We start from the raw sequence: 16,368 nt of genomic DNA on the forward strand, positions 1-16,368 counted from the left end.
GCGGCCGCGGCAGCGCCCGCGGGCCGCGCGGCGCGACGATGCGGCGCAACGATTTCGCGGGCCGAGCGGCCGCGGGGTGATGGAGACGTCCCCGTTGACGCGCTGGCCTGGGCCATGGCCTCATCCACCGGAGAGCAGCATGGACCCCCTCGGGAGAACGACATGAGCAAGACGATCCTGGTCACCGGAGGCGCGGGCTACATCGGCTCGCACACCTGCGTGGAGCTCCTCCGCGCGGGCTACCGAGTGGTCATCCTCGACAACCTCTGCAACAGCCGCAAGGCGGCCGTCGACCGCGTGGAGCGGATCGCCGGCAAGCAGGTGACGTTCATCCAGGGCGACATCCGCGACGCGGCGCTGCTCGCTCGGCTGCTCGCCGAGCACCCGGTCGACGCGACGATCCACTTCGCGGGGCTCAAGGCGGTCGGCGAGTCGGTCGAGAAGCCGCTCGCCTATTACGAGAACAACGTCGCCGGGACGGTGTGCCTGCTCAAGGCGCTGGACGCCCGGGGCGCGCGGAAGCTCGTGTTCAGCTCGTCGGCCACCGTCTACGGGGATCCGGAGCGCGTGCCGCTCGACGAGGGGTGCCGGCTCGGGCCGGCCAACCCCTACGGGCAATCCAAGCTCATGGTGGAGTACATCCTGCGCGACGTCGCGGCCACCGGGGGCTGGTCGCTCGCGTCGCTGCGCTACTTCAACCCGGTCGGCGCGCACGAGAGCGGGCTCATCGGCGAGGACCCGAACGGCACTCCGAACAACCTGACGCCGTTCATCACGCAGGTGCTCGTGGGGCGGCGCGACAAGCTCCGGGTGTTCGGGGGCGACTGGCCGACGCCGGACGGCACCGGCGTGCGCGACTACATCCACGTGGTCGATCTCGCGCTCGGGCACCTCGCCGCGCTGAACCGCATCTTCACCGTCGGCGACAGCTTCACCGTCAACCTCGGCACCGGGCGCGGGAACTCCGTGCTCGAGGTGGTGGCCGCGTTCGAGAAGGTCAGCGGCAAGCGGGTCCCCTACGAGATCGTCGCGCGGCGCCCCGGGGACGTCGCCTCCGTGTACGCGGACCCGGCGCGCGCGACGGAGCTCCTCGGCTGGCGCGCGGAGCGCGACCTCGAGACCATGTGCCGCGACAGCTGGCGCTGGCAAGAGCAGAACCCGAAGGGGTTCGCCGACTGACACCGCATCTCTCGAGCGCGTCGCTGGATCCGTGATGGGTGGAATTTGAACCACAGAGGCACAGTCCTCGGCGCGCTGCTCGCGACGCTCGCGGCCTGCACGGGCGAGGGCGAGGGCTACGTCGGGACGACGGCGCGCACCGGCAAGGACGCAGCGACCTTCTACGTCAACAACGGCGAGGAGCCGGAATACCTCGATCCCGGCAAGGCCGTCGACTCGGTGAGCATCTCGCTGCTCCAGCAGATGTTCGAGGGGCTGACCGCCTACGGCCCCGGCGACCTCCGCCCGGTCCAGGGGGTGGCGACGCGCTGGGAGCAGAGCGACGACAACCGGATCTTCCGGTTCCACCTGCGGCCCGAGGCGCGCTGGTCGGACGGCAAGCCGGTGACGGCGCGCGACTTCGAGTACGCGTGGAAGCGCGTGCTGCGCCCCTCCACCGCCTCGCTCGCCGCGACGAACCTGCACGTCCTCAAGAACGGCGAGCTCTTCAACCTGGGCAAGCTCAAGGCGCTGCGCGAGGCCGCGACGCTCCGCGCGGCGCCGCGGCCCGACGCGCCGCCCGCGCTCGCCCTGCCGCGGGGCGCGTTCGTCGTCGTGCTCGGCCAGTCGCCCGCCCGGGTGACGTCGGCGGTGCCGCCCCTCGCGGCGCCGCCTCCCGGGGTCGCCTCGGTGACGTACGCCGAGCCCGACGAGACGACCGGCGTCGGCGAGCGGCTCTCGTTCGGCGCGGTCGGCTCGGCCCCGGCGCCCGCGCCCGCCGACGCGGCCGCCGGCGGCGCGTGGCGCGGCGCCGAGGTCGCCCTCCTCGCGGCCGGCCCGCCGGTCGCCTGCAACGGCGCGGCCGACCGCTGGTTCGAGATCGAGGGACCCCAGGGCCGCGGCTTCCTCCCGGGCTGCCTGCTCCGGCCCGCCGACGATGCCGCGTACGCGCTCGTCGCGCCCCACGCGAGCCTCCCCACGTACGACCCCGCCGCGCCGCGGTCGTCGCCGCCCTCCGGCGGCGGGGTGACCGGGTTCGTCGCCGCCTCGGAGCTCGTCGAGGACGACGCCGCCGTGGGCGTGCGGGCCCGGGACGACCTCACCCTCGAGGTGGAGCTCGAGCAGCCCACGCCCTATTTCACCGATCTCACGAGCTTCGTCACGCTGTTCCCGGTGCGCCGCGACGTCATCGAGCCGTTCGAGGCGCGCGGCGAGCCGGAGCTCTGGTTTCGCGCCGAGAACATCGTCGTCAACGGGCCCTACCAGCTCGACGAGTGGAAGTTCCGGTACGAGATCACGATGAAGCGGAATCCGGCGTACTGGGCCCATGACGCCCTCCGGATCCACCGGATCGTCTGGATGGAGATCGCCCAGTACAACGCCACCTTGCAGCTCTACAAGGCGGGGGATCTCGATTACCTCGGCGACAACTCCGAGCTCCCGTACGACCACCTCGGCTGGCTGTCCGGGAAGAAGGACCTCCGGCGGATCGAGTACCTCTCCACCGTGTACTACGAGGTCAACACGGCGAAGCCGCCGCTCGACGACGCGCGCGTGCGGTGGGCGCTGAACCTCGCGGTCGACAAGCGCGAGCTCGTCGAGAAGATCACGCGGGTGGGGAAGCCGGCGACGCATTACGTGCCCGACATCACCGGATCCGGCTACGCCGAGCAGGTGGCGGAGGACCGGGCGCGCGGCGCCGATCCGTTCGCGAGCCTCGAGGTCGGCCACGACCCCGCGCGCGCTCGCGCGCTGCTCGCCGAGGCCGGGTACGAGGTCGTCCGCGAGGGCGACGAGCTCCGCGCGAAGGGGTTTCCGCCGCTCGAGGTCCTCTACAACACGGGGGAGGGGCACGGGCAGGTCGCGGTGGCCATCCAGGACATGTGGAAGCGCCACCTCGGGATCTCCGCGACGCTGCGGAACGAGGAGTGGCGGGTGATGCTCAAGAACCTCCGCGACGGCAACTTCCAGGTGATCCGGCTGGCCTGGTACGCCGACTACAACCATCCGCAAACGTGGCTCGGCAACTTCCTGTCGTACAGCCCCAACAACCGGAGCGGCTGGGCAGATGCGGAGTTCGACGAGGAGCTCCGCCGGGCCGCGGCGATCGCCGATCCGCGGGAGAGCATCCGTCGCTTCCGCGCGGCCGAGCGGCGGGCGCTCGACGGCATGTGCCGGATCCCGCTCTATTTCGAGGAGAAGACGACGCTGGTGAAGCCGTGGGTGAGGGGGTACATCCCCAACGCGCGGAACACGCAGCTCGTCAAATGGCTCTGGATCGACCCCGACTGGCAGCACCGGCCGGCCGGCGAGCCCCCGCCCGTGCTGGAGCTGCCGCCGCCGGGGCGGCTGGGGGCGGCGCCGGGCGCGCCGCCGCCGTGACGGGGATCTCGCCGGTCGGGTCCGGCGCGTTCTCGCCGACCGGGCGCTGGCCCGCGTGCGACGGCAGCGGCACCGTGGCCTCGGTGCCGCTCACCGGCGGATCCCCGCCGACCTGCACCACCCGCCGCTCCACGGCATCGACGGTCCCCATGACCATGAAGGGAGCGCCGGTCGCCGGGTCCGCCCCGGCGTCGATCACGCTGACGATGTGCGGGTCGTCGAGCATCGCCACGGTGCGCGCCTCGCGCTGGAAGCGCTTCAGGGCGAGGCCACCCCCCTGAAGGGCAGCGCCGTGCATGACCTTGACGGCGACCCGCCGCTCCGACGCGGCGAGCTGCGCTTCGTAGACGGCGCCCATCCCGCCTTGGCCGAGCAGGCGAATGATCCTGTATTTCCCGTCGAGCGTCTCCCCGACCACGGCGCGAGCGTAGGAGAACCTCGCCGGCGCTTGCAACAGCAGGCCCGCATTTCCGCGCCGCGCGGCGATCGTGGCGAGCGCGGCGGGCCCCGGCTAGAGTCGCCGCATGCTCCTCACCGACGCCGCGATCGGCGCGACTCACGTGCTCCTCTCCGGCGCGCGCGCCGCCGTCGAGATCCGCTGTCCAGGCCCCGGCGTGCTGCGCGTGCGCCACGCCCCCTCGTCAGCCGTGACGGGCTTCACGCACCCCGATCTGCCGCCCAAGCGCTCCTTCGCCGTGGTGGCCGAGGGCGCGCTGCCGCTCTCCGCGCGCCGCGAGGGGGACGCGCTCCACGTGAGCGCCGAGGGCGCCTCTCTCGAGGTCTCGCTCGCCTCGGGCACATGGACCTTCGGCGACGGAGAGGGCCGCGCCCTCGCGCGCAGCGAGGGCGTGTCCGGCGAGGTCCGGCCGGCCTTCCCCGTCGACGAATTCCGCTCGCGGCTCTCGCTCGCGGCGCCGCCCGGCGAGGCCTACCTCGGCTTCGGCGAGAAGGTCGGGCCCCTCGACAAGCGCGGCCTGCGCTTCACCTTCTGGAACACCGACGCTTTCCCCCCGCACGTCGAGTCCGACCCGCTCTACGCCTCGATTCCCTTCTTCCTGGCCCTCCGCGGCGGCGCCGCCTGGGGCTTCTTCCTCGACGAGCCGTGGCGCTCGGAGGTCGATATCGCCCTGAGCCACCCGGATCGCATCGAATGGGAGTCGCGGGGGCCCGAGCTCGACGTCTATCTCCTCGCCGGCCCGCGCCCGGCCGACGTCCTCCGGCGCTACGCCGCGCTCACCGGGCTCCCCGCGATGCCGCCCCTCTGGAGCCTCGGCGCGCACCAGTCGCGCTGGGGCTACGAGAACGAGGACGACGTGCGCGGCGTCGTCCGCGGCTACCGCTCGCGCGGCCTCCCCCTCGACGTGGTCCACCTCGATATCGATTACATGGATGCTTACCGGGTGTGGACCTGGGACCGCTCGCGCTTCCCGGACCCGGCGCGGCTCGCGCGCGATCTCGCGGCCGAGGGGGTCAGGCTGGTGACCATCGTCGACCCCGGGATCAAGGCGGATGTGGGCTACGCCGTGTACGAAGAGGCGCGCGCGCGCGACTTCCTCGTCCGGCTGTCGCGCGGCGACACGCTCGTGGGCGAGGTCTGGCCCGATCCAGCGGTCTTCCCGGATCTGACGCGCGAGGACGTGCAGCGCTGGTGGGGCGATCTGCAAAAGGCCTTCATCGACGCGGGCGTCGCCGGCATCTGGAACGACATGAACGAGCCGGCGTGCTTCTCCGTCCGGCCCGACCGGGGCCTGCCCGCGCCGAACGGCGGGCGCACCTCGGGCCTCGGCACGATCGAGGGCAGCACGCTCCCCTACGACGCGCGCCACGGCGCCCGCCGGCACCTCGAGGTCCACAACGTCTACGGCCTCGGCATGTCGCGCGCCGCCCACGAGGGGCTCGCCCGCCACGCGCCGGAGCGCCGCCCCTTCGTGCTCACGCGCGCGGCCTTCGCCGGCATCCAGCGCTACGCCGCGGTGTGGACCGGCGACTTCGCCAGCAATTTCACGCACCTGGAAGCATCGATCCCGATGCTCCTCGGCCTCGGCCTCTCGGGCGTGCCGTTCGTCGGCGCGGACATCCCGGGCTTCGTCGGCCGCGCCAACGGCGAGCTGCTCGTGCGCTGGATGCAGGCCGGGCTGTTCTACCCGCTGATGCGCAACCACGCGGCGCGGGGCCGGCCTGCGCAGGAGCCGTGGCGCTTCGGCGAGCCGTACCTCGGCCTCGCGCGCGCCGTGCTCGAGCGGCGCTACCGGCTCCTGCCGACCCTGTACACGCTGATGCGCGAGGCGGCGGAGACGGGCCTGCCGGTCATGCGGCCGCTGTCCCTCCTGGCGCCCGAGGATCCCGAGGCGCTCCACGCCTACGATCAGTTCCTCTTCGGCGACGACCTGCTCGTCGCGCCGGTGGTGCGGCCGGGGCAGTCGAAGCGGCTGTCGTACCTGCCCGCCGGCGCGTGGATGGATTTCGCCAACCTGGAGCGCGCGGGGAGGGTGGAGGAGGGCGGGCGCCACGTCATCGCCGATGCGCCGCTCGGGGTGGTCCCCGTGTGGCTGCGCGCCGGGGGCGCGGTCGCGCTCACCGCGCCGCGGATGCACACGACGAGCGCGCGCTGGGAGGAGATCACCTGGCACGTGCACGCCGCGGAGCGGGTGAGCGGCCGCCTCTACGAGGACGAGGGCGACGGTCACGGCGCGTCGCGCACGACGCGGCTCTCGGGCGGCCTCGACGGCGCCGCGTTCACGCTCGAGCGCAGCGTCGAGGGAGAGCTGCCGGCGCCGGCGGCGCGCGAGGTCGAGACGATCCGGGTCTACGGCGTACCGCCGCCGCGCGCCGTGGTCGGGGCGAGGTCGCACCGCGCGCTGGACGGCGGCGTCGAGCTCGAGGTGGCGGCCGACTGGCGGCGGATCGAGCTCCGGGCGTCCTGAGCGCCGGCGGCGCCGGCGCGGGGCGCTCAGCCGTGCCGGATCACCCAGTCGAGCGCCAGGCGCACCCGCGCGGGGAGGAGCCGCCGCGACGGGTACACCGCGAAGAGCTCGCGCGGCTCGACGGTGCGGCCCGCCACGGTGAGCTCGACGAGCGCCTCGCCGTGCTGCGCGATCACCTCGCGGGGCGCGCAGACCGCGCCCAGCCCCTGCGCCGCCGCGGCGATCGCCGCGCGCGGATCGTTGACGCAGAAGCGCGCGCGCGGCCGGACCTCCTCGACGGAGCCGTCCCGCCGGCGGAGGCGCCACGCGGCGTCCGCGCGGCTCAGGACGGCGGGCAAGTCGCCGAGCGACGCGCGCGCGAGCCGCGTGCGGCCGCGCAGGGCCTCTTGCACGAAGCGCGGCGACGCGGCCAGCGCGTACGGGAGCGACCACAGGCGCCGCGCCACGAGCTCGGCGTCCTGAACGGGCCCCGCGCGAAACGCCAGATCGACGCCCTCTTCGACCAGCGGGACCACCGCGTTGGTGAGCGTGAGCTCCACGGTCAGGCGAGGGTGCCGAGCGGCGAAGGCGGACAGCGCCGGCGCGATGCGCTGCGCGCCCGTCATCACCGGCGCCGTCACCCGGAGCCTGCCCGCGGGCTCGTCCTCGCGATCGGCGACGCGGTCGAGCACCGACCCGAGCTCGTCGAGCAGGGGCCCGGCGCGCTCGAGCAGCCGCGCGCCCTCGCCGGTGAGGCCGACGCGGCGGGAGGTGCGCTGGAGCAGCCGCACCCCCAGCGCCTCCTCCAGCAGCGCCACCCGGCGGCTCACGGTGCTGGTGGGCACCCCCGTGCGCCGCGCCGCCTCGACGAAGCTCAGGTGGTGCGCGACGGCCGCGAAGAGCCGCACGTCCTCGAGGGAGATCATCCCGTCCATGGGACGAAGCATGCCATATCGTCCCATGGTGCTCGCGGGGCGCGCGCGTTACCCCTCGTTCATGAACCTTGAACACCAGCATGTCGTCATCATCGGGGGCTCGTCGGGCATCGGCCTCGGCGTGGCCAGGGCCTGCCTCGCGCAGGGCGCGACGCTGACCCTCGCGAGCCGCTCGCCGCAGAGGCTCGCCGCCGCCGCGGCCGAGCTCGGGGAGGCGCGCCGCGTGCGCACCGTCGCGGCCGACGCGACCCAGGAGGCCGAGGTGCAGGGCCTGTTCAGCGAGCATCCGCCGGCGCACCACGTGGTGGTCACGGCGGTGCAGGGCCATTACCAGCCGATCCGCGAGCTCGACGTCGCCGCGGCGCGCCGCACGATCGACTCGAAGCTCGTGGCGGCGCTCCACATCGCCAAGCACGCGCGGATCGAGCCCGGCGGCTCGCTCGTCTTCACCACCGGCATCGCGGCGGCGCGGCCGGGGCCGGGCGGCGCGGTCATCGCGGCGGCGAACGGCGCGCTCGAGGCGCTCGTGCGCGCCCTGGCCATCGAGCTCGCGCCGGTGCGCGTGAACGCGCTGTCGCCGGGTTGGGTGGACACGCCGATCTGGGACTCCATCGCCGGCGGCGAGAAGGGGCAGCGGTTCGAGCAGCACGCGCGCCGCCTCCCGGCCCGGCGCGTCGGCGCGCCCGCGGACATCGCTCACGCCGCGCTCTTCCTGATGGGCAACGGGTTCACGACCGGCGAGACGCTGCACGTCGACGGAGGGCACCGCCTGGTCTGAGCCCGTCCGCCGGGGGCAGTGCTCAAAAAATCGAACATGAAGGCGGGAAGGCGGGAAGAAAAGATCAATGATCTTCCTGCCTTCCCGCCTTCATGTGAACTCTTTCCGGGCAAATTTGAGCACTACCCCGCCGAGGCGGCGTGACGCGACGGGAAGCGCCGAGGCGCGAGGCGCAGAGACGGGGGCTCACCGCGGGAGAGTGCGCCAATTTCTTGTGTCATTGCGCTGATTTGTGCGCGATTCGGCCGCGGAGCGAGGTTGGACAACCCGAGCGCGCTCCGGTAGCCTGCGCGGTGTGAAATTCCAGCGGAACGTCTTCTTGGGAGCCTGCATGAGCCTGGCGCTCGCGGCGGTCGCCTGCAGCAGCGAGGAGGGAATCACCCCGGCCAGCGGGAGCGGCACCGGCGGGGCGGGCGGCGGCACCGGCGGGGCGGGCGGCGGCGGCGGAGCGGGGGGCGGCGGCGGAGCGGGGGGCGAGGACGCGTGCGCGATTCGGCTCGCGCCGGGCGACGACGACACGACCGCGGTGCAGACGGCGCTGATCGACGCCGCGCCCGGGGCGACGGTCTGCTTCGAGGCGGGGACGTTCTCGTTCACCACCGAGCTGTCGCTCGACGTCGACGGCGTGACGCTGGTCGGCGCGGGCAAGGACGAGACGATCCTGGACTTCTCGGACCAGGACACCGGCGCCAACGGGCTCCTCATCCGCGGCGACGGCGTCACCGTGCGGGATCTCCAGGTGCGCAACACGCCGGGCGACGGCATCCGCGCCGACAGCGTGCAGGGGATCGCCTTCCGCGAGGTCGCCGTGATGTGGGAGGCGGACGCGTCGGAAGACAGCGGCGCTTACGGCCTCTACCCGGTCGGCTCGACCGACGTCGTGATCGAGCGGTGCGTGGTCAAGGGGGCGCGAGACGCTGGGATCTACGTGGGGCAGTCGCAGAACATCCTCGTCGCCTCGAACGAGGCCTACGGCAATGTCGCCGGCATCGAGATCGAGAACTCGACGGATGCGGTCGTGCGCGACAACCACGCCCACGACAACACGGGCGGCGTGCTCCTCTTCAACCTGCCGGATCTGCCGGTCCAGGACGGCAAGCGCGTCAACGTGTACGATAACCGGATCGAGAACAACAACGGCCCGAACTTCGCCGCCGCGGGCACCGTCGTCGCGGCCCTGCCGCCGGGGCTCGGCGTCATGATCCTCGCGTCCGACGACAACGAGGTTCACGACAACGAGATCCGGGGCAACCAGTCCGTCGCGGTGGCGATCCTGAGCTATAGCGAAGACCTCCTCGGCCCGGTGATGGATGACGATTTCGACCTCTTCCCGCAAGGCAACTTCGTCCACGACAACGTCTACGAGGGCAACGGGACGGAGCCGCTCCCGTTCTTCTCGCTGTTCACGGAGATACGGCCGATGCCCGACGTGGCCTGGGACGGCTGCACCGACCCGAGCGCCGAGGACGACGGTCACCTCGTCAACTGCGTCTCGGAGCCCGAGGCCACGTACGTGAACTTCAACCTCTGCGGCGAGCTGCCGGCGGAGAGCCAGGACGTCTCTGCGGTCGAGTGCGCCTATGACCCGCTCCCTCCCGCGCAGCCTTAGCCTCGCCGCGTGCCTCTCGCTCGCGGCCTTCGGATGCGCCGGCGAGGGGGACGCCCGGCCGGGGGGCGCCCCGCCGCCCGAGGAGCCCGAGCGACCCGATCCGCCGGACCCGCCCGAGCCGCCGCAGAAGAGCATGCCGTACGACACGCTGTCGGAATACGGCTTCTTCGAGGGCGCGCTGTCGGCGCTGCGGCCGGCCGAGGGCGTGATCCCCTACGAGGTGGCCGCGCCGCTCTGGGCCGACCACGCCGGCAAGGGGCGATTCTTGGTGCTCCCGGCGGGGGAGCAGATCGCGGCGAGCGAGGTGGAAGACTGGGAGTTCCCGCTCGGCACCATCGTCATCAAGACGTTCTTTCTGGGGCTCGATCGGCGCGATCCTTCGGGCGCCGCCCGCATCCTCGAGACACGCCTGCTCATCCTCGGGGAAGAGGGGTGGAAGCCGCACACGTACGTATGGAACGAGGAGCAGACCGAGGCGACGCGCAGCGTGGCTGGCGCCCGGATCGAGCTCGACGTGATCGACGCTTCGGGGAGCCCGGCGCGCGCGCGGTACCTCGTCCCCAACACCAACCAGTGCAACAGCTGTCACGAGCGCGACGACCGCACCGCCGTGCTCGGGCTGATCACCCCGCAGCTGAACCGCGAGATCGTCGTCGACGGGGCGCCCCGGAACCAGCTCGCGTGGCTCGAGGCGCAGGGGATCTTCCGCGCGCCCCTCGGCGCGCCCGAGCGGCTGCCCAGCTTCCCGGATCCGTTCGGCGACGCGCCGCTCGACGCCCGCGCCCGGGCGTACCTGCACGGCAACTGCTCCCATTGCCACCGCCCGGGCGGCGGCGGCGGCGTGAGCGGGCTGGTCCTGCTCGCCTGGGAGACCGACCCATCCAAGAACGGCGTGTGCAAGGTCGCGGCGGCGGCCGGCGCGGGCACCGGCGGGAACACCTACGATATCGTCCCCGGCGCCCCGGAGGAGAGCATCATGGTCTTCCGCATGCGCTCGACCGATCCCGAGATCAAGATGCCGGAGCTCTCGAATCGTCTGCCGGACGCGGACGGCGTCGAGCTCGTCCGCGCGTGGATCGCGGCGATGGAGCCCGAGGGGTGCGGCGCCGCCGCGCCCGCGCCCGACCAACCCGCCTCGCCCTGACCGGCCCGCGCGGGACGACGCAGCGCATTAGTTCTCTCTCTTGCCAAACGAGGCAAGATTCCGTCGGATGCAGCCGGGCTGAATTAAGCGATCTCCACGCGATCGTGGCGGCAGGCGCCGCGCGATCTCGCGTAGGATTCCAGGGGCGACGTTGACAACCCCCACGAGGTGTGGTTGTCCTACTTTATCCCAGGAGTACTCTCTATGTCCCCTCGCTCTCTCTTTCTTGTGACCTTCGCCATCGCGGCCCTGGCCTGCTCTTCGGGGCCTGACGACAACAACGGCAACTCGAGCTCCGGCTCCGGCGGCGGGCCGACCACCGGCGGCACCAGCGGGTCGCCTTCGGGGGAGAGCAGCAGCTCGAGCGGCGACGACATCGGGAGCATCTCGGGGGGCAACGTGAGCATCGGCGCCGGCGGCGCCGGCGGGAGCGACTGCAAGAGCACGCTCGAGGTCCTCTACCGCGACTTCAAGGACACGCACCCCGACTTCGAGATGGACTTCCGGGGCGACGTGGTTCGCCGCAAGCTCATCGAGCCGCAGCTCGACGGCGACAGCAAGCCGGTGTTCCTCGACTCGATCGGCTGCCAGGCGGACCTGCAGACCCCGCTCGACTGCGGGGGCGGGACCCCGAACCAGGTCGTCATCACGAGCAGCGAGTCGTTCAGCCAGTGGTACCGCGACGTGCCTGGCGTGAACATGACCTTCCCCAAGCAGCTCGAGCTCGAGGAGTCGCCGCCCGGCTCGGGCCGGTACGTCTTCGACAGCACGGATTTCTTCCCGCTCGCGCCGGAGGAGGGGTTCGGGATCAACCCTCCCAACGGCAAGAACCAGAACTTCCTCTTCACCACCGAGATCCACCTCAAGTTCGGCTACGTCGCCGGCCAGGAGTTCAGCTTCCGGGGCGACGACGACATGTGGATCTTCATCAACGGCAAGCTCGCCCTCGATCTCGGCAGCATGCACGGGCCCGAGTCGGGCGTGATCGACTTCGACGCCCAGGCCGACTACCTGGGAATCGCTCCGGGCAACACGTACACGATGGATATCTTCCACGCGGAGCGCCACACCGACGGGTCGAACTTCCACATCGAGACGAACATCTCCTGCTTCGTGCCCGTCGACGTCCCGCGGTGAGGCGAGGCGCGCCGCGCCTCGGGTCGCGGGCGGGATCGCCGCGCGACGCCCGCGCCGCAGGATGGCGCGGGCGTCGCGACGACGCCGGGGCCGAGGCCCTCAGGGGCCGAACGTGGCGACGAAGATATCGCGGCCCCCCGCGTAAGGTGCCGGGCCGGTCCCGAAATCGACCGGACCGATCATGTCGCCGGTGACGCCGATCGTGCCATTCGGCGCGATCGCGATATCCTCCACGCGAGCATCGAAATCGACCCACCAGAGCTCGTTGCCGCTCGCGTCGAGCCTGGCGAGCCCGCCCCCGGCGACGATGATGCCGCCGGCAGGATCCAGGGCGATCTTGTTGCCGAAGCGGACCGAGCGGCTGAAGACGTGCTGGCCTGCCGAGTCCAGCTTGACGAGCACGGGGCCGGCGGGGAGCACGCCGCCGCCGAAGTCGACGAGCCCATCCGCGGAGCCCGCCACGAGGATCTCATCCGACGCGTTGACCGCCACCGAGGAGGCGCCCATCGCCCCGCTGTTCTCGAACATCCGCGTCCAGACCAGAGCGCCCGCCGGGTCAAACTTGAAGACGGTGAAGTACTCCCCGACGAGATGCGAACCGTCCGGGGGATCCTCGTTCGCCACGATCGCGTTGCCGGCGCTGTCGACCGCGAGGCTCACCGCTGCATTGCTGAGGTCGGATGCCGGAACAAACTGTGTCCAGAGGATGCCGGCGCCGCCGGCGCCGATCTTCGCCAGGTAGGTGTAATCGTAGATGCTGTAGAGCATGTACACATTACCGACGGCATCGACCGCGATCTCAGCTACTCGCCACACCCCCGTGGCGCCAAAGATTGGGAATCCGGTGCTCCAGAGATGATCGCCGCCGGCGTCGAACTTGGCCACGAAGACTCCGGAGTCGTCGCCGGCCGCGATCGGGCCCCCGCCGAGATCCGGGCCTGGGAAGAGCCCTATGATGCCGTCGTACGCGCCGGCGAGAAAGATGTTGCCGTTCCCGTCGACGGTCATGACGCCGCTCCAATCGTCGAACTCGGTCCCGTAGCGCCTGCTCCAGATCACCGAGCCCGTGGGATCGAGCTTGAGAAGGAAGATGTCGTATCCCCCTGCGCTGGTGAGGGGGCCGGCGCCGAAGTCGACCGTTCCCTCGAAGTGCCCGGAGACGTAGTAGTTGCCCGAGAGGTCGCTCACGATGGCCAGGCCGTGATCGTAGCCGGGGCTGCCGTACCCCCGCGCCCACGGCGACGCCTGAGGGCAATCGGGCACGCCGTCGCAGCTCTCGTCCACCGGCGTGGCGCAGAGCTCCGTGGCGGGCGTCACCTCGCCCGTACAGGGGCCGTAGCCGAGGCCATCGACGCGGCACGTCTGCGTTCCAGGAGCGCAGCGCCCGACGCCCGCGGTGCCCGCGGGGCCGGTGTAGCAGACGACGACCGAGCCTGGCGCGCACGTGCCCGGCATCCCGCTGCCTGTCGAGCCGGCGCCGCCAGCGCCGCCCTCGCCGCCGGCGCCGGTAGAGCTGCTGCCGCCCTCGCCGCCGCCGGTAGCGCCGCTGCCGCCCTCGCCGGCGCTGCCACTCGAGGCCTCGCAGTCGTCCGCGCCCCCGTCGCCCAGCGCGCTCCGCGCGTTGACCGTGTGGTCGCTGTCCGCTGCGGCGCTGCCGCTCTGGCGATCCCCTGCCGCGCCCCGGCGCGCCGCCGGCTCACACGCCGCGGCGGCGAGGACTGCCGCTATGGTGAAGGCGGCCGAGGCGCCCATGGTGGCCGTGGATGCTGAATGGATAGGATCGGAGTCTCTGGTCATGGCCGCTTCGATGCTGGGCGCGGGCACGGCGTTCATCGACCGTTGCTCGTCAGTGGGCAACGCAGATCTCGCGCCCGGTCGGAGGTCGTGGAGCGCACAGGGGCGCATGGCCTGCCACGTCGGTGAAGCGACGGAGGATGGGACGGCGGGACTTGACCCCTCGCTGTGTTGCTCGGTACCATGATCGTGCTGGACCTCGGCTGGAACGGGGTTCGGCCACGCAGCTTGGGGGGTTGGTGCACCCGCGCCGAGGTTTGTCCTGCTCGGCCGCCCGGCCACCGGTGTGTTGCCGAGGCGTGCGAGTGCATTCCGGCTCCCACGGCTCGGATGGGTTCTTGTTTGCGAGGGCGCCGCGGCGATCGGCAGAGGTCGAGCGGGCGCGACGAACCATCACCCGCTCGCTCGCGGGGACATCGCTGGACCAAGAGAAGGGAGAGATCGCGGGATGAACGAGACCCTCAAGAGGTACGTGGACGTCGGGCTCGTGATCGGCGCCGAGATCGGCACCAAGATCATCGGTGCCATCGTCCTGTGGATCGTAGGGCGCCTGGTCATACGCGGCGTCCTTCGTCTGCTCGATCGAACGACGAAGTTTCGCAACATCGACGAGACGCTCGCGCGCTACCTGCACTCGGTCGCGAGCGTGCTTCTCAACATCCTGCTCGTCATCACGGTCCTCGGCGTCTTCGGCGTCCAGACCTTCACCTTCGCCGGGATCCTGGCGGCCACCGGGGTCGCCATCGGTATGGCCTGGTCCGGCCTGCTCGCCAACCTGGCCGCTGGCGTCTTCATGATCGTGCTGCGCCCTTTCAAGGTCGGCGACGTGGTCACCATCGCCGGCGTCACGGGCATCGTGCACTCGATCGGCCTCTTCGTCACGTCGGTCGACACCTTCGACAACGAGCGCACCTTTCTCGGCAACAACAAGATCTTCGGCGAGATCATCAAGAACCACTCGGAGAACCCCGTCGCGCGCTTGAACATCAACGTGCAGCTCCCTCACGGCGCCGACGTGCACAGGGTTATCGCTGTATTGAAGGAGAAGCTCACCCAGGCGCCTCACGCCGTCAGCAGCCCAGCGCCGTTCGTCGAGCTGGTGGGCGTGACCCCCACCGGCCCGCTGCTCGTCGCGCACCCCTACATCGAGAGCTCGAAGTACCCGCTGGCGCTCGCCGCCGCGCACCTCGTCGTTTACGACGAGATCGCGAAGCTGGGCTACCCGGCCCCGGCGCAGGCGGTGGTGCTCCGCCAAGACGGAACCCGGCTCGCCGCGGCCAACGGGCACGACGCGCGCGGGCTCTCGCCGGTGTGAGCTGCTCGGCGCCCGGCTGATGATGACGGCGGAGCACGGGCCCATGCTCGGAGCGTCGTCCGCGGCGGCCGCCCCCGACCATGGCTCTCCCGGTGGTCCACGCCGGAACCGCAGCGGCGGTCCTCGTCCCCGCGCGCCTGCGGCCTCATACCTGGGCCCGGACATTCGATCCATGAGGAGGACGCCATGAAGCGACGATGGGAGAGCGTGGGCATCGAGACGAGCGCGCTGGGCCTGGGGTGCTGGGCCATCGCTGGGAAGTGGAACGATCCGGGCGCGAGCTGGGAGTGGCACGGCACCGACGACGCGGAGTCGATCCGGGCCATCCGCGCCGGCATCGACGCCGGCGTCACGCTGCTCGACACCGCCGACGTGTACGGCTCGGGGCACAGCGAGGTCCTGGTCGGGAAGGCCATCCAGGGGATCCGCGACCGTGTCACCCTGGCCACCAAATTCGGTCACGTCTTCGACGAGGAGAAGCACGCCAACCTGGGCAGGACGGACGCCAGCCCGGCGTACATCAGGCGCGCCGTGGAGGGGAGCCTGCGGCGGCTGGGGACCGATCGAATCGACCTCTACCAGCTCCACATCTGGGAGCACCCGCCGCAGAAAGCCGGCGAGGTGGTGGAGGTGCTCGAGCAGCTCGTGAAGGAGGGGAAGATACGCGCTTACGGCTGGAGCACCGACGTGAAGGCCTCGGTCGAGGCCTTCGCCCGCGGCCCGCACTGCGGCGCGGCCCAGATCCTGCTCAACGTGTTCGAGGGAAACGACCGGCTGATCGCCTACGGCGAGGGCAAAGGGCTGGCGCTCCTGTGCCGGAGCCCGCTGGCCATGGGCATGCTCTCGGGCCGGTACACGAAGGGCGAGACCTTGCCCCGCGGCGACGTGCGGACCAGCAACTTCGAGTGGATCACCTGGTTCAAGGACGGCAAGGTGAACCCCAATTACGCCCGCCGCCTGGAGGCCGCCCGCGAGATCCTGACCAGCAACGGCCGGACCCTGGTCCAGGGCGCGCTGGCGTGGATCTGGGCCAAGAGCCCGAACACCATCCCCATCCCCGGCTTCAAGAGCACGGCCCAGGCTGTGGAGAACGCGCGGGCCATGGAGAAGGGGGCGCTCACCGCCGAGCAGGCGCGTCAGGTGGCGGAGCTCGTGGCGTACGAGGATCGGAACCTGTAGAGCCCGCCCATCGACTCCGCCTGTCCTGATCGCA

The 16,368-nt window shown here is 71.6% G+C and carries 12 protein-coding genes; 9 read left to right on the forward strand and 3 right to left on the reverse strand.

Translation table 11 applies throughout. The features are described from left to right. Positions 1-162 precede the first annotated feature (162 nt). A complete protein-coding gene (gene galE, locus WME98_RS45590; protein WP_437947887.1) occupies positions 163-1,179 on the forward strand; it encodes a UDP-glucose 4-epimerase GalE in 1,017 nt (338 codons plus the stop codon). A 45-nt stretch (positions 1,180-1,224) separates the two neighbouring features. Further along, positions 1,225-3,540 carry a peptide ABC transporter substrate-binding protein gene (locus WME98_RS45595; RefSeq protein ID WP_437947889.1) on the forward strand — a complete coding sequence of 772 codons (2,316 nt, stop codon included), beginning with the start codon at positions 1,225-1,227 and terminating at the stop codon, positions 3,538-3,540. On the opposite strand, the gene WME98_RS45600 is transcribed toward WME98_RS45595, so the two are convergent. Further along, on the reverse strand, positions 3,422-3,958 hold the full coding sequence (locus WME98_RS45600) for a protein kinase (protein ID WP_437947891.1): 537 nt from the start codon (positions 3,956-3,958) through the stop codon (positions 3,422-3,424). The genes WME98_RS45595 and WME98_RS45600 overlap by 119 nt on opposite strands. 106 nt (positions 3,959-4,064) lie before the next feature. Here WME98_RS45600 and WME98_RS45605 point away from each other — a divergent pair, with 106 nt between their 5' ends. Next, entirely contained in the window at positions 4,065-6,464 is a 2,400-nt protein-coding gene (locus WME98_RS45605) for a glycoside hydrolase family 31 protein (RefSeq protein WP_437947893.1), read from the forward strand. Positions 6,465-6,490: 26 nt separating this feature from the next. Here WME98_RS45605 and WME98_RS45610 read toward each other — a convergent pair whose 3' ends face one another. Beyond that, entirely contained in the window at positions 6,491-7,390 is a 900-nt protein-coding gene (locus tag WME98_RS45610) for a LysR family transcriptional regulator (RefSeq protein WP_437947895.1), read from the reverse strand. Between WME98_RS45610 and WME98_RS45615 the strand changes: the two genes are divergently transcribed. The 4 genes from WME98_RS45615 to WME98_RS45630 all read left to right on the forward strand — a co-directional run bounded on the left by WME98_RS45615 (position 7,389) and on the right by WME98_RS45630 (position 12,046). Then, positions 7,389-8,156: an SDR family oxidoreductase gene (locus tag WME98_RS45615; RefSeq protein ID WP_437947897.1), complete on the forward strand. Its 768-nt coding sequence runs from the start codon at positions 7,389-7,391 to the stop codon at positions 8,154-8,156. The two genes, WME98_RS45610 and WME98_RS45615, sit on opposite strands and share 2 nt — an antisense overlap. A 331-nt stretch (positions 8,157-8,487) precedes the next feature. Next, on the forward strand, positions 8,488-9,765 hold the full coding sequence (locus tag WME98_RS45620; protein ID WP_437947899.1) for a parallel beta-helix domain-containing protein: 1,278 nt from the start codon (positions 8,488-8,490) through the stop codon (positions 9,763-9,765). Beyond that, positions 9,737-10,909 carry an SO2930 family diheme c-type cytochrome gene (locus WME98_RS45625; protein ID WP_437947901.1) on the forward strand — a complete coding sequence of 391 codons (1,173 nt, stop codon included), beginning with the start codon at positions 9,737-9,739 and terminating at the stop codon, positions 10,907-10,909. Before WME98_RS45620 ends, WME98_RS45625 begins: the two co-directional genes overlap by 29 nt. A gap of 204 nt (positions 10,910-11,113) precedes the next feature. Next, on the forward strand, positions 11,114-12,046 hold the full coding sequence (locus tag WME98_RS45630) for a fibro-slime domain-containing protein (protein WP_061625248.1): 933 nt from the start codon (positions 11,114-11,116) through the stop codon (positions 12,044-12,046). A gap of 99 nt (positions 12,047-12,145) precedes the next feature. On the opposite strand, the gene WME98_RS45635 is transcribed toward WME98_RS45630, so the two are convergent. After that, a complete protein-coding gene (locus WME98_RS45635) occupies positions 12,146-13,843 on the reverse strand; it encodes a hypothetical protein (protein WP_437947903.1) in 1,698 nt (565 codons plus the stop codon). 445 nt (positions 13,844-14,288) lie between these two features. Here WME98_RS45635 and WME98_RS45640 point away from each other — a divergent pair, with 445 nt between their 5' ends. Next, positions 14,289-15,155 carry a mechanosensitive ion channel family protein gene (locus WME98_RS45640; RefSeq protein ID WP_437947905.1) on the forward strand — a complete coding sequence of 289 codons (867 nt, stop codon included), beginning with the start codon at positions 14,289-14,291 and terminating at the stop codon, positions 15,153-15,155. Positions 15,156-15,341: 186 nt separating this feature from the next. After that, positions 15,342-16,334: an aldo/keto reductase gene (locus tag WME98_RS45645; RefSeq protein WP_020736128.1), complete on the forward strand. Its 993-nt coding sequence runs from the start codon at positions 15,342-15,344 to the stop codon at positions 16,332-16,334. Positions 16,335-16,368 lie beyond the last annotated feature (34 nt).

The sequence above is a fragment of the Sorangium sp. So ce296 genome (assembly GCF_051529605.1).
GTDB classification, from domain to species: domain Bacteria; phylum Myxococcota_A; class Polyangia; order Polyangiales; family Polyangiaceae; genus Sorangium; species Sorangium cellulosum_D.

Bases quoted from the DNA above. Each gene is read 5' to 3' on its own strand.
- galE (WP_437947887.1), top strand. From the start codon at position 163: ATGAGCAAGACGATCCTGGTCACCGGAGGCGCGGGCTACATCGGCTCG.
- WME98_RS45605 (WP_437947893.1), top strand. From the start codon at position 4,065: ATGCTCCTCACCGACGCCGCGATCGGCGCGACTCACGTGCTCCTCTCC.
- WME98_RS45615 (WP_437947897.1), top strand. From the start codon at position 7,389: ATGCCATATCGTCCCATGGTGCTCGCGGGGCGCGCGCGTTACCCCTCG.
- WME98_RS45610 (WP_437947895.1), bottom strand. From the start codon at position 7,390: ATGCTTCGTCCCATGGACGGGATGATCTCCCTCGAGGACGTGCGGCTC.
- WME98_RS45620 (WP_437947899.1), top strand. From the start codon at position 8,488: ATGAGCCTGGCGCTCGCGGCGGTCGCCTGCAGCAGCGAGGAGGGAATC.
- WME98_RS45625 (WP_437947901.1), top strand. From the start codon at position 9,737: ATGACCCGCTCCCTCCCGCGCAGCCTTAGCCTCGCCGCGTGCCTCTCG.
- WME98_RS45630 (WP_061625248.1), top strand. From the start codon at position 11,114: ATGTCCCCTCGCTCTCTCTTTCTTGTGACCTTCGCCATCGCGGCCCTG.
- WME98_RS45635 (WP_437947903.1), bottom strand. From the start codon at position 13,843: ATGACCAGAGACTCCGATCCTATCCATTCAGCATCCACGGCCACCATG.
- WME98_RS45640 (WP_437947905.1), top strand. From the start codon at position 14,289: ATGAACGAGACCCTCAAGAGGTACGTGGACGTCGGGCTCGTGATCGGC.
- WME98_RS45645 (WP_020736128.1), top strand. From the start codon at position 15,342: ATGAAGCGACGATGGGAGAGCGTGGGCATCGAGACGAGCGCGCTGGGC.